Origin of the sequence: Congregibacter variabilis (assembly GCF_045689235.1) — a bacterium.
Classification (GTDB): Bacteria; Pseudomonadota; Gammaproteobacteria; order Pseudomonadales; family Halieaceae; genus Congregibacter; species Congregibacter variabilis.
Genome location: NZ_CP136864.1, coordinates 1776217 through 1790175, shown reverse-complemented (window position 1 = coordinate 1790175; position 13959 = coordinate 1776217). Strand labels below are relative to the sequence as shown.

Below are 13959 nucleotides of genomic sequence, written 5' to 3'. Positions count from 1 at the left end.
TCTGGCGCTCTATTTCTGAGTCCGCCGAGTCAGCTGTAGATCATCGTCCAAAATGCAGTGAGCAGCACAACCACTGCGGTAATGGCGACAACGTAGCCCCAGACCGGTACATCGCGGCGGGTTTCGCGTCGGCGGTCAGTGGAATCTCGATTACTTTTGCGGCGGTCAGTACTCATTGCTAGAGGATACTTGGCGAGGTCGAGTCTTTACAACACCGTTCGCGCTTTCAGAATGACCCGTTTGGGGGCGGGATCGGCCTTAGAGTAGTACGCGCACGTGATTGGTGTAGGCAATAAAGCGCCGACCATCCGCACCTTCGCTGCTTACCCTAATCCTTAGGTAGCCACTTTCCCCATCGCCTCCAACTATAGGATTGGTGATTGAGGTAGTTACAGTAGTAACATTCGAATTGATTGCTCGGGTCTCTATCACTTCGGGTTCTCCCGATGCCAAGTTCCCGATGAGTTCGATAGTCAATGTTTGGTCTTTTGCTTTTAGTTCAGGTTTGAGCATGACCTCAACAGTAATGACACGCTGATCGCCCAGTGCGAAGCTCTCCCCCGGCGATGCATCGAAGATAAGATCAGGCGATCCAACCCTGAGCCGAAGCTCCTGTAAAAATGCCCCGGTCTCGCCCCAAAAGGCGCCTGCTTTGAGTCCACGTAGCACTCCGCTTGCACTCATCTCAGGAGTGTCTACGTGCGTCCGAGAAAACTCGCAGGGTAGGTAGTCGCCTCGATCGTTATGAAAATCCGAATTTGCTAACGCCCCCCAAGGATCTCGACCCGCGTCGAGCAAAGAATCCCAAACACCCCCGACATCGGCAACGACAGGGTCCCAGCCATCAACGGTTGCCAGTACATTTTTGTAATCGCCCGGAGAGGCTTTTTTCTGATGCCCTGGCCCTCCCTCAAAACCTACAATCACGCTTCCCTTCGGAGTCCAAGATAGGAAGTCCTCTTCGTTCTCCTCTAATCGCTCATCACGCCTCGCCGGATGGTTGTAAAAGGCGAGAATTGTCGATTCGTTGTTTCGCTCACTGAGCCATTGCAGAGCAGGCCCAGGGTCATTGGTCTTGCGAAAGTGCTGTGAAAATGCGATCAGTTGTGGTTCGAGGGACGGGTGAACGAGGATGTTTACATGTTCACGACCGCGGTAAGGGGGAATGTTCCACTCAAGGCCCGCGATTATCAAAGGGTAGCGGCTACGCTGCCTTTGCTCCGTGATTGCATGAAGATAAGTGGGAGTAGCCGCATCCGATCCTTTTTCCGCGTGATCTGTTATTGCTATCGCATGGCATCCGTTGAGGAGCGCCGAATCTGCTAATTTGGATAGCTCCCATCTGCCGTCGGAGAAACGCGTATGTGTGTGCATGTCAACCTGCAGGCTATTTGCCTCACCGAGCCAGTCGATCATTCTCACAAAGTGTGCTGGTGTCGGTTCGCGGGTGCACCCGCTGATGATAGTGACTATGCACACCAGACCGCATTGGACTGTCAGACGTCGGAAGAGCGGCTTTTTAGTCTTCCAAGTGGGGGATCTGATTTTACGTTTCTCCTCAGAGTCGCTGCGTTCCTGCCAATCATTCAGCATTATCGCAGCCCATACTTCTCCAGCATTGAATACAGCGTTGGACGAGTAACGCCTAGCAGCTCCGCTGCATCAGTTATGTTCTCATCGCTGTGAGATAGCGCCTGCAAGATAGCGGTCTTTTCAGCTTGTTCGCGGACCTGTTTGATGTTGAGCGGCATGGCGGAAGCAGCTTGAAGAGTGTCATCGAGATATTCTTCTAGCTCGAGGTCTTCGGCTGTGACCTGCCCGCCCTCTGCCATAATGACCGCGCGTTTAATACGCGACTCCAGTTCGCGAACATTACCGGGCCACGTGTAGCGGTCTATGGCACGCAACGCATTGACGTCGAAGCTCTTCACCCCAGTGCCTTTGTCCCCGGCGAACCGAGATAGAAAAGCCTTAGCAAGCACCATTGCATCGCCATCGCGTTCGTGGAGGGTCGGAATTTTTACTACCATTTCACTTACGCGATAGTACAAATCCTCGCGAAACTTGCCTTCGGCAATGTGCTGCTCAAGATTTTGGTGCGTAGCACACACGACCCGCACGTCCACGTTAATTTCCTTGCGCCCGCCGAGGCGTTCGATAACCCGCTCCTGTAGAAAGCGCAGTAGCTTAGCTTGCAGCTCCATTGGTAGATCACCGATTTCATCGAGAAACAGTGTACCGCCATGGGCATGCTCAATTTTGCCGATGGTCTGTTGGCTGGCACCGGTAAATGCGCCTTTTTCGTATCCAAAAAGTTCGCTTTCTAGAAGGGTGTCAGGAATAGCAGCGCAATTTATGGCTACCATCCGTTTGCTTGCTCGGGGGCTGAGCTCATGAATCGCCTGCGCAAATCGCTCCTTCCCTGTACCCGATGCGCCCAATAGCAGCGTGGTGATGTCGCTTGGTGCAATCTTTTCCACGGTGCGGCAGACCTTAAGCATCTGTGGACTAACCGCGATAATGTTGTCTAGCGGCATATTTCCGCTTGTGCGCTGAAGCGCCTGATTTTCACGTTCCAGTTCGTAGACGTGATGAGCTCGGTCGACTAAAAGCGCCAGAAGTTCCGGGTCTGCGGGTTTTTGATGGAAGTCATACGCGCCGCCAGCGATGGCTTTGACCGCGTTTCTCCGATCGTTATCACCAGTTACAACGATGACCTTGGTTTCCGGAGCCAGGGTCAGAATATCGCAAAGCGTTGCAAGGCCTTCAGTCACGCCGCCTGGGTCGGGAGGCAGCCCGAGGTCCAGTAATACTACACCGGGCTGGTGTCTCCGAAGAGCAGTAATAGCCTCTTTGCGGTCTCCCGCCAAAACGACCTCATAGCCATCGAACGCCCAGCGCAACTGACTTCGCAGACCTTCGTCATCCTCTACCACTAGCAGCGGTTTGGCCGCTTCGCTCACTGGACTACTCCGATAGTTTTCATAAGCGTTATTCTGCCATGCTTGGCACAGCGGTGGACGTGCCTGGTTCACAGCTTTCGAGATCATTGTTGGATGTGGATACTTCGGACTGACTGGGCAATGTCACCGTAAAGACACTGCCAGCGCCTGTTTCACTCTTGACCGTGATATCGCCACCTAACTGACGCACGTATTCTCGAGACTCAAAAGCGCCAATACCCATGCCCGTCAGTCCCTTGGTCGACTCGAAAGGAGTGAACAGCTTTTCGCGCACAAACCGCTCGGACATCCCGCAGCCGGTGTCTACGATAGAAACTCGCGCGAAGCTGTTAATCACTGTAAGTTCAACATCGACCTTCCCGTCGTCTTGGGTGGCTTCCTGCGCATTCTGGACCAGATGACTAAACACGGTCAGGAGACGCTCACGATCTGCGATAATCAGTGTGTCAGTTTCGATGTTGAGTCGTGGCGTCGGATGCGTGCTTGCGCGCGCAAGTACAATTTGCTCAAGCAGGGCGCCTAATTCTACGGAGGCAGTCGTCGCACTGCGGATGCCGCTGCGCATTTGCTCCATTAGACGATTCATTCGCTGCACGGAGTTGTCTACAGTAGAGATCATATCGTCTACAAAAGCCGGGTTGTTTCGGTGTTTCCGGGCGTTAGATAAGATCAGCGACTGTTGCGCGAGGATATTTTTTAGGTCGTGAACCACGTAGGCCGACAGACGGTTGAACGCATCGAACTGCCGCGCCTCGATCAATCCCTGGTTCGCTCGCTGCTGGGCGAGTAGCGCAGCAGCCTGTCGGCCGGCAGTCTTGAGGAGATCACGGTCCTCCCAATTGACGCCGTCTTTGAGGTCCGTTCGAGCAAGAAAGAGCAGGCCCTCTAACTCTTCCCTAAACAACAATGGGACGATAAGCCACAGCTCCCTGCTATCCCTTAGCCAAAGCGGAAGGTCGAGATCGCCATAGATATCTGGCGATTTTCGCCACTCGGGTATATCTATTACCCAGCCACTACTGCGAAGCCATTGCGGCAAGTTGCCGATGTCTGGAGATGGCGGGGGGGCAAACTCCCAACTGGCAAGTTCGCTGAGTTGGTCGGATGAGCCGCGATAAAGTAGAAACCCGCCGGGGCTGAGAGTGACCGATGCCATGGACTCTACAATCCCGGGAGGAACGTTCTCTAATTCGGCGAGCTCTTGCGTGAAGCGCAGCCACTCAACACGGTAGTCATAACGGTAGCTAAAAAAGTGCTTTGAAACCCAGACGCGTAGACGGGCCCGAATGGCGCCAGAAAATAGTAGCGTAAACAGCAAGGAGCCGCTTGCGGCTAGAAAAGACACCTGTAACACGCCACCCCAGCTACCGCCGAGATATTCGATGAAGTAGCCGATGATAGCCATGCATAAAAGATAGAGCCCGGCGCCCATAAGGGTGACCGTATGAAAAACCACATGCCGAGAGACGTGAACATCCATCCGCCAGTTTCGATTGCGCGCTATGGCGACGAGCAGTAGTGGCACGGCAAAAGCATTGACCAGCCCGCGCGCTTGCCACAGCCGGGTATCCAACTGCCGGAAGAGCAGCGCCTCGGCGTACATAAAAAAGTCGTAGGTAAGGGCCGCGCCCAGCCCAAGGCATAGAAATTTGACGCCCCAGCGTTCGCCGCTACTTGCATTGCGATAGACCTGCTCGACAAGCAGCAGGCCGACTATAGCAATCGCAAGCCAGAGCATCAGCGCGGCATCCCCTGCATCGTTAGCGTTTATCCCAACCATTGCATGTAACGGACGCAGACCAATGATCGCTAAGCCGATCAATACACTAAAAGCGAAGACGGGCACCCAACTGCGGCCTAGCCAGCTCCAGATACTTCCGCCCGACTGAAATCCCAGTAGTTGGAGCAAAAAGAACAGCCAGCCCGCGTTGCGCGCGAGTTCCGCGAGATTAATGAGCGTTATTGGGGGGTATGCCAGCAGCGTGCCTGCGGCGATCGTCCCGGCCCAGAATGCGGTAGCGCTGGCGGCAAACAATAAACTCGGGCCGAGAGGGCGGACGCGCCACTGCGTCGCGAGCAGTATCGTTAGCAAGGCATAGCTTGCTGCGGCAACGCCGTAGCTAAAGAGACTGATGTTACCGGTCACGTTTGCCTGTCCTGCCCATTCATAGCGTTCGACCCTATACTGTCCTCCGTTTGCTGTAAACGCAGGAGGTGAAAATTGGCGGACCATGACACAGTGGCAATTGTCGGTCTCGGTTATGTGGGGCTTCCACTCGCTGTGGCCTTTGGTGCGGGACGGCCCACGATTGGTTTTGATCTCAATGAGGAAAAGCTTTCCGCCTACCGTTTGGGGCTTGATCCGAGTGGTGAGGTTAGCGTGGAACAGCTGGCCGCAGCTACCCACCTTGAGCTGACCAGTGACCCAGCGGCGCTTGCAAAGGCGGCTATTATCATCGTTGTGGTCCCCACGCCAATCGACAGCGCTAAGCGGCCCGATTTGAGTCCTCTCGAAAGTGCTTCCAGGACTGTGGGCCAGAATATGCGGCCGGGGGCGATTGTGGTCTTCGAGTCCACTGTGTACCCAGGCTGTACGGAGGAAGTCTGTGTGCCGATACTGGCTGAGGAGTCTGGTCTGCCGTGGAGTGGGTGTGAGCCTTCAGCCGGACTCGCCTCTGAAGGTTTTTTTGTCGGCTACTCACCCGAACGTATCAATCCTGGTGATAAAACACACCGTTTGGAGACGATTGTTAAGGTTGTTTCAGGCGACACGCCGGCAACTCTGGAGCGACTTGCCGCTCTTTATGAGTCGGTTGTAGATGCGGGTGTCCATCGCGCTGCCAGCATCAAAGTGGCGGAGGCTGCAAAGGTTATCGAGAACACCCAGCGTGACCTCAACATTGCGCTTATGAATGAGCTGGCAATGATCTTTGACCGACTCGGTATTGATACGCTGGATGTGCTTGAATCCGCCGGCACCAAGTGGAACTTTCTGCCGTTTCGGCCCGGGCTGGTGGGGGGGCATTGTATTGGTGTGGATCCTTACTATTTGACTTACAAGGCGGAGAGTGCGGGTTATCATCCCCAGGTCGTGCTCGCGGGGCGCCGCATTAATGATGGAATGGGCAAGTTCATCGCCGAAAAGACAGTGAAGTATCTGGCAGGTAAAGGGCATCCAATTACCGGGTCCACTATTACAGTGCTTGGACTCACCTTTAAGGAGAACTGTCCTGATTTAAGGAATTCTCGCGTCCCTGACATTATATCGGAGCTCGAAGCATATGGCTGCGTGGTTCAAGTGTCGGACCCGCTGGCCGACGGGACAGAGGCCCTGCGTCAGTATTCAGTCAAGCTCTGTTCTTTGGACGCTATGGCCCCGGCCCAGGCCCTTATTGTCGCCGTGCCACACACTGACTACGTCAGCATGGGCGTTGATACAATGCGAGAGATGCTTGCACCTGATGGGTTGATTGTCGACGTTAAAGGGATAGTTGATCGGGGCGCAGCCGAATCGTGTGGACTTATGGTCTGGCGGTTATAGATATTCGTGACCTCAGTCACAAGTCGCCCGATTAGCGTGCTGCCCGGGGTTGTGGCTACCCATAAAAGCGGTGAAGATCACGGTTCAAGTTCCGATACACCCACTTATGAGGGCTACGCCCCCTATGTATGACCAATTCTATGGTTTCGTCGAGGAGCCTTTTCGCCTAAGTCCAGATCATCACTTTGCGTATCAGCATCGCGGGTATAAAAAGGCCCGTGCATACATGGCTTACGCTTTTTCCAGGGCCGAAGGGTTTGTCATGGTTACAGGACGGCCCGGTACTGGCAAGACTACCTTGGTAGGTGCATTGATCGATGATCTTGCGAATGAGCGTGCGCAGATCGCCAATTTGGTGTGCTCACAACTCCAGGCAGATGACCTGTTAAGTATGGTTGCGCATGAGTTTGGCGTGGATCTAAACATCACGAATAAGGGGCAGCAGCTCCAGTACCTTTCACGGCAGCTACAGAAATGGCACCGGGAGGGTCGCCGTGCGCTTCTCGTCGTAGATGAGGCGCAGGACCTCTCTATCACAGCGATGGAAGAGTTGCGTCTGCTTACGAATATTCAGATCGGTGGTAAGCCACTGCTTCAGATATTTTTACTCGGTCAACCTGAGCTGCGGGAGTTGATACTGCGCCCAGAAATGGAGCAGGTTCATCAGCGTATAGTGGCCGCGAGTCATCTGCAGGCTTTGGAGCCTGATGAGACTGAAGAGTACATTCGGCATCGCCTTTCTTCTGCGGGTTGGCAGGGAGACCCTGATCTGAGCACTGCGGTGTTCCCCCTTATATCCAAATTTTCAGAGGGTATTCCGCGTCGAATCAATCTAATTTGTAGCCGTCTACTCCTTCACGGATGCGTGGAGCAGCTCCATCGCATCGGCGTTGACGATTTACGTCAGGTGGTAGAGGAGTTGCAGGGAGAAAGCTTGGCCGCTGGCTCAGTATTTAGTGATCACGATTTTGACGTCGTGGATGAGTTTGAGGGTGACGCCGCGTCGCGCCCGAGAGAAGAGGCCTCAGGAGGGGCAGCCAGCGGGTCTGAGGATAACTGGCGCCGCCGGATGCGTCGCAGGTCGCGGGCTACCTAGGTTAGGTTGAGCGACGTCGTATTGTGAGTGATGCCTTTTCACCCGTTTAGCCTGCGAAGAAAGTAGGTAGGAAGTAGAGAGTCGGTCTTATGAATAAAGCTTGGGTACTCCGTGTCATGTTTATGTCTGGGGTGATCGTTGCTACAGCATGCACGCCTCCGCCGACCGAGGAGGAGCTCCTGACGCGGGCGCGCCAGGCGCTGGAGAGGCGCGACGTGGCCGCCGCGGTTATTGATGCCAAGTCGGCACTGCAGCAAAACCCCGATAACCCAATTGGTCGTTTCATATTAGGCCGCGCCTATCTTTGGCAGACTGATGTCGAGGCCGCTGTAGACGAGTTTCGCCGCGCGGCAGGCGTGAGCGGAACGGGTGCCGCTGAGGCGCGAGTCTGGTTGATGAGGGCTCTGGTAGAGTCTGGCCAAATCGACAAAGCTTTGGCGCTTGACGATGCCGGGATTGAGGGTGCATTGGCCGCTCAATGGCTTGCAGGGCGTGCGCGGGCTAAGTTCATCGATGCTGATGCTGCGGGCGCTCGAGAAGACGCCGACAGAGCACATAGCCTGGCGCCCGAAGACCCTTATGTCTCCCTCACATTAGTCCTTCTCGACGCTGACGTCATTGGCGGGATAGATATTCCGCAAGCTGCGCAACGAGTCGAAGCTATTATCGAGGCACATCCTCAGGCGCTGGAGGCTCGATCGTACCTGGCTGATCTTTACATGGCGCAGCAAGCGTATGCCGCGGCTATTGAGCAACTCCAATGGGTGGTCGCACGCAACCCCTACCGCATTAGTGATCGACTGAAACTTGTGGCGGCACATACTGATAATCGTGAAATTGCCGCGGCGGAGGAAGAGCTGAAAGCCCTCGAAGCAGTCATTCCAGACTCCACGGGCGTAAAGTTTTCTCGAGCACGGCTTCAGATCGGCGACGGCAGTTATACGGATGCGTCGCGTACTCTCGCTGAAGTTCTTAGCGCTAATCCCCGACACGGTCCCTCGCTTTTTTATGCGGGTGTGGCCAACCTTGAGACTGGAAACCTGGCCACCGCGCAGCGTCAGCTCCGGCAGTTTCTGGATCAGCAACCGAATAATGAGTTGGCCCTGACCTTTATGGCGCGGGTAGAGCTGGCTCTTGGAAATGAGGAGGAAGCTATGAAAATCGCCCGAGAAGGTTTGATTAAAAATCCAGCCAGCAGTGCATTGATGAGTGTGCTTGCGATGGCGCTGGTAGCGCAAGGTAGTTATGCGGAGGCCGTTGGCGCTTTTGAGGCTGTGACTGAGCTTGAGCCGGATTCGGTGATTGCACTTCAGCAGTTATCTAGTGCACAGGGTGTAGCCGGAGACTTGGATGCCGCCATCGAAAACTTGCGTACCGCTCAACGCCTTGATCCCGATAATGGCGTTGTATTAGAGGGCCTGGTGGGCGCCTTACTTCGCTCGGAGCGCCTGGAGGAGGCTCGAGAGGTGGCGTTAGAGTACCGAGAGCGATCGCCAGACCTCGTGGACCCTCTCCTCACATCGAGCCGAGTGGAGCTTGTCGCAGGAGAGTTAGGGGCCGCAAGAGAGTATCTGAACCGCGCTCGAGATATCGACAGCGAAAACGCGGGTGTTTATCGCGGGTTTGCGGCCTTGGCGTTGGCCTCGGGAGACGAAAAGGAAGCCTTGCGGGAGCTGCGCATAGCGGTTGAAAAGGCCCCTGATGATACACAGCTGCTTACGAGCCTTGCGGCCATTGAGGGCCGTGCAAACAACACTTCAGAGGCGGCGTTGTTGCTCGAGCGGGCGCTCTCTGTAAATCCTGATCTTATTCCCGTTAGAGTGACGCTTGCTCGTTACAGGCTGTCTCAGGGCGACGCAAATGCGGCGCTTGATGTGCTCGGTGTGATTGATGTGAAACAGCTTCAGCCTTCACTTAGGCCGGAGGTGTGGGGTCTATTGGCAACGGCGCAGTTGACTGTTGGCGACATCGATGGGGCCAGCGATAGCGTGTTGGCCGCATTGAAATTAGCACCAGATAATGCGGATTTGCTTGCTCTTGCAGCGCAAACGCAAATTGCTGTCGGGCGTTTTAAAGAGGCGCTCGATTACGTGGAGGCGGGACTCGCATCGGAACCTGAGCGGTTGGACCTGCTGCGTCAGCAGGCTTCCTTGCAGGCTGCTCTGGGTAACTGGGATGCCGCTCAGCTCAGTTTGGCTGCAATGCCCCAGGAAGTGCGCCGGCTGCCTGCAATAATGGCGCTAGAGGGCAGGGTGGCCTTAGGGCGTGAGCGCTACGATGAGGCCGAGGCTTTGTTTCGAGAGGCACTGAGCCAGGAATCGTCCGTCATGTATTTGACCGGTATGTCCACTGCGCAGTGGTTGGGAGGCGATCGAGACGCGGCCATTCAATCCCTTAAAGATTGGCTGCAGAGTCGGCCTGAAGAATTGGTTGTCCGCAACCAAATGGCGTTGTGGCTTTTGGAGGCCGGGCGCTCAGAGGAGGCCTTGGATGAGTATCTCATTCTCGAGAAACAGGCGCCTGAAAACGCCTTGGTTTTGAATAACCTTGCTTGGTTAGCCCGTGAAACCGATCCCCAGCAGGCGCTGGCCTGGATAGAGCTGGCTTACCAGCAGGCGGCCGATAATCCGGCTATTTTGGATACCTACGCCATGGTCGAGATGGCGGCGGGTAATCTCGAGGCTGCTCTTATGCGGATAGATGCGGCTCTGGAGCTTGCACCGGGTAAGCCAGATTTGATTTTGAATCGGGCGAAGATATTGATGGCGCTGGGCCAGGCCGAGGCTGCACAAAGCTTGTTGCGTGAGATTCTGAGCGGCCCGGAGTCCCCGGCAAAGGCCGCGGCAAGAGAGTTAATAGAAAGCGCACCCTAACTGGACGTATAGATGTATCGGGGCCAGTATTGTCAGCTTTCTTTACACATCAGCACTAACGTTAGCTGCTATTTTTTTTAAGTTATTGAATTTAATAGAATATATATTATTGGCATGCGCCCTGCAGTTACTGGATCAAGTTGAGTTAAAGGCCGTTAGTGCTAGGCCAAATATCAAAGTCCAGGAGAGCAAGAGTATGAAAAAAATTCTTCACACAGCCGCTGCGGTAGGGGTAAGTTGCTTCCTCGCCTCCGCTGCTAACGCATCGCTCGTAACTGAATGGGAGTTTGCAGTTACCGCGGGCTTCACTGGAGCGGCGACGTTCGACGCCGACACGGGTGGTACGACAATCGAGACAGCGACTGAGCTGAGCTGGGGCAAGACAGGCGGGGACTACACGGACACTACCCAAAACAGCACTAACAGCCGCAGTGCATTGGTGATCACCAACCCAGCTGTTTCGGGCAGCTTGTTCACTAACGGGGGCCCCGCAGTTACATCCACGCTCACGCATTACAACAACACAATACTGCGTTCGTTTGAGTCGCTTTTGGGGGCAACCATCAATACGACTTTTGCCCTCACTCCAAAAGTGCCGGCGGGCGAGCCGCGCGAAACTATCGATAGGGACATCACTTTTAGTTTTATTGAGACTCCGAATAAAGAAGATTGCGGGTTCGTTTCAGCTAGTGAATGCGATGATATTTTTGTTCTTAATCCAGCCGATTTGACTGATACCTTCATATACAACGACTTTGTTTACACCACGCGTGTAATCCCTGTTGGGTTGGGGCCATTATCGGACGGCGCATGTACAGTTGCGGGCGCCGAGACTGGTTGTTTCGGTCTTCAGACTCTAGAGGGCCAAGCAAATGCGTTCGGGGTTCTGGTAGATATTACTGCCCGTGCGGTACCGGTACCTGCAACGCTGGCCTTGTTTGGTTTAGGTTTGATAGGCGTAGCTGTTACTCGTCGTCGTAAGGTGTAGTAACGCGGGCTGCCTTCGCAGCTAGATAGATCAGAAAAGGACGCGAAAGCGTCCTTTTTTTTGCCGTAATCACAGCTTCTATTAGCAATTTTGCCACCTCCCGCTTCGAGGTATTACCGTAGTTATAACCCTTTCAATACTAAATGTGCACTTTGTCTCATTGCGGACATTCAAAAATGTTAAAGACAATCCATTGCCCGCAATCGCGTGATAGCATGTATGAGTCTGGTCAGTTTAAGTGGTACGTATCTAACACACCATTAAGAGGGTGGAATCATGTCGGGATTTTTCAATAGCGAGTTACGCGTAGGGCTAAGGCGAGCTGCCGCGTTTGTGTCGATCTTGTTAGCTTTTTCTCTGGGTGGCTGCGGGTCCCAGCCCAGCTTGGGCTCTTTGGCCGCCGCGGATATTCCAGACTATGAGTACGTTGTCGGTCCTGGCGACACGATGGAGATTTTTGTTTGGGGTAATGCGGAGTTGTCGACCACCGGTATCGTTAGGCCGGATGGCAAGTTCACCACACGCTTGGTAGAAGACTTACAGGCTGCCGGTAAAACCTCCACGCAGCTCGCCCGAGATATTGAGGTGGCGTACGCAACTTATGTTCGCCAGCCTGTGGTCTCCGTGATCGTCAATGGATTCTCCGGCGTGCCCGAGCAGCAAGTGAGAGTCGTCGGCGAGGCAGCAACCCCCTCCAGTGTTCCCTATCGTCAGCGTATGACATTACTCGATCTTATGATTTCAGTTGGCGGTATGACAGAATTTGCCGACGGTAATGGATCAACTCTGGTTCGTGATTTTCAGGGTAAGCAGGAGGCGATCGAGCTTCGTTTGGACGATTTACTGCGCGACGGTGATATCAGCGCCAATATGGTGATCATGCCCGGGGATATTGTGATTATTGCCGAGTCCTGGTTCTAGCCCTCGGTAGGGCGGCTCAGCGGAGGCACCATGCAGGATACTATTGCACTGATCATTGGTCACATCTGGGGCGTGTGGCGCTGGCGCTGGCTTGCCATCCTTGTGGCGTGGCTTGTGGCTATCGGGGGCTGGACACAGGTGTGGCGCATGCCCGAATCCTACGTTGCAACGGCCTCTGTTTACGTGGACACCAATTCCATCCTTCGACCGCTGCTGCGAGGCCTTACGATTTCGCCAAACATAAATCAGCGTGTTTCGATGATAAGCCAACAATTGCTCTCGCGTCCCAACCTTGAAGAACTCGGACGCCGCTCTGACCTGGATCTCAATGTAACTACTGAAGGTCAGCGTGCCGCCATGGTGGGACGACTTGAGCGCGCCATCAATATTCGAGCGACCCAGCGCGCGTCGGTGTACAACATATCGGTGAAGGACCCTGACCGTGATGTGGCCAAGCGTGTTACTCAGGAACTGATCACGGTTTTTATCGAAAACATGGCCGATGAAGATCGAGCAGACAATTCAGGAGCGCAGGAGTTTCTTGACGAACAGATAACTGAATATGAGGCTCGATTGGTCGAAGCCGAAAATCGCCTGGCAATATTTAAACAACAGAACGTGGCTGTGTTGCCTGGAACCGGTGGAGACTATTTTGCTCGCTTACAGAGCGCCGGCGAGGACTTACGGGCGGCGCAACTCGAGCTAGACGAGGAGCGTAACCGCGCAGAACAACTTCGAAGGCAGCTAAGTGGAGATGATCCTCTCGCCGATCTTGGTGCAATATCAACTCCCTTGGATGCGCGCATTACCGCCTTACGTACTCGTCTTGATGAATTACTTATGCGCTATACGGACCTTCATCCTGAGGTCCGGCAGATTCGTGGACTTATCGATGAGTTGCGGCATCAACAGGAAGAGACCGTAAAGACGCTTCGAGAGCAGGGCGATATTGACTCGTCATTATCCGGTAGCCCCGTTTACCAAGGCATTCGGTCGCTTTTGGCGGAAACGGAAGCACAGGTCGCTGAATTAGAGGTGCGGGTACGCGAGTATCAGGCGCGGGTGTCGTCTCTGGATGAACAAGTTATGTTGATTCCTGAAAAAGAGGCCCAGCTTAAACAACTTGATCGGGATTACGAGGTGCTGCAGCGACGCTACGCAGAGCTTATTCAGCGACGTGAGTCTGCGCGCCTTTCTTTAAATGTAGAAAACGACGCGAGCGACGTAAGTTTTCGCATTGTAGAGCCGCCATTCGTTCCACTAAAGCCCAGCGAACCGGACAAATTTGTATTGAACGCGGCCGTGCTGATAGGGGCACTGGCTGCCGGACTAGGTGTCGCGTTTCTTGCTTCCCTACTGCAGCCGATGGTGTCTGATCCTCGCACGCTGTCAATGAGTACGGGATTGCCAGTACTCGGTGTTGTTACTCAAAATAAGCAACCGGGTGAGCGCCGACGTGATAACTGGCGGTTGGCAATTTTCGGTGGCTGTGCTGCTTGTTTGTTGATGACGTTTGTGACGGTTTTAATGGGTGCTCAATGGCTATCATGACGAGGGAATTGAGTGGCCGCAATGTG

The 13959-nt window shown here is 54.3% G+C and carries 10 protein-coding genes; 6 read left to right on the top strand and 4 right to left on the bottom strand.

Annotation, left to right across the window (positions count from 1 at the left end):
• Nucleotides 1-29: 29 nt before the first annotated feature.
• From R0135_RS07870 to prsK, 4 genes are all read right to left on the bottom strand, one after another.
• Nucleotides 30-176, bottom strand: a complete 147-nt coding sequence (locus tag R0135_RS07870) for a hypothetical protein (RefSeq protein WP_407349705.1) — start codon at nt 174-176, stop codon at nt 30-32.
• Between the two features lie 82 nt (nt 177-258).
• A complete protein-coding gene (locus R0135_RS07865) occupies nt 259-1416 on the bottom strand; it encodes a PHP domain-containing protein (protein ID WP_407349704.1) in 1158 nt (385 codons plus the stop codon).
• Between the two features lie 176 nt (nt 1417-1592).
• A complete protein-coding gene (gene prsR / locus R0135_RS07860; protein WP_407349703.1) occupies nt 1593-2963 on the bottom strand; it encodes a PEP-CTERM-box response regulator transcription factor in 1371 nt (456 codons plus the stop codon).
• A gap of 28 nt (nt 2964-2991) precedes the next feature.
• Nucleotides 2992-5109, bottom strand: coding sequence for an XrtA/PEP-CTERM system histidine kinase PrsK (prsK, locus tag R0135_RS07855; RefSeq protein WP_407349702.1), 2118 nt, complete (start codon nt 5107-5109; stop codon nt 2992-2994).
• A 75-nt stretch (nt 5110-5184) separates the two neighbouring features.
• On the opposite strand from prsK, the gene R0135_RS07850 reads away from it, so the two are divergent.
• From R0135_RS07850 to R0135_RS07825, 6 genes are all read left to right on the top strand, one after another.
• Entirely contained in the window at nt 5185-6504 is a 1320-nt protein-coding gene (locus R0135_RS07850) for a nucleotide sugar dehydrogenase (RefSeq protein WP_407349701.1), read from the top strand.
• A 124-nt stretch (nt 6505-6628) separates the two neighbouring features.
• Nucleotides 6629-7600 (top strand): ExeA family protein, encoded by a 972-nt coding sequence (locus R0135_RS07845; RefSeq protein ID WP_407349700.1) that lies wholly within the window; start codon nt 6629-6631, stop codon nt 7598-7600.
• 89 nt (nt 7601-7689) lie between these two features.
• Entirely contained in the window at nt 7690-10473 is a 2784-nt protein-coding gene (gene prsT / locus R0135_RS07840; protein ID WP_407349699.1) for an XrtA/PEP-CTERM system TPR-repeat protein PrsT, read from the top strand.
• Nucleotides 10474-10669: 196 nt separating this feature from the next.
• Nucleotides 10670-11461 (top strand): THxN family PEP-CTERM protein, encoded by a 792-nt coding sequence (locus R0135_RS07835; RefSeq protein WP_407349698.1) that lies wholly within the window; start codon nt 10670-10672, stop codon nt 11459-11461.
• Between the two features lie 276 nt (nt 11462-11737).
• Nucleotides 11738-12382: an XrtA/PEP-CTERM system exopolysaccharide export protein gene (locus R0135_RS07830; RefSeq protein WP_407349697.1), complete on the top strand. Its 645-nt coding sequence runs from the start codon at nt 11738-11740 to the stop codon at nt 12380-12382.
• Between the two features lie 30 nt (nt 12383-12412).
• Nucleotides 12413-13933 (top strand): XrtA system polysaccharide chain length determinant, encoded by a 1521-nt coding sequence (locus R0135_RS07825; RefSeq protein ID WP_407349696.1) that lies wholly within the window; start codon nt 12413-12415, stop codon nt 13931-13933.
• Nucleotides 13934-13959: the final 26 nt, after the last annotated feature.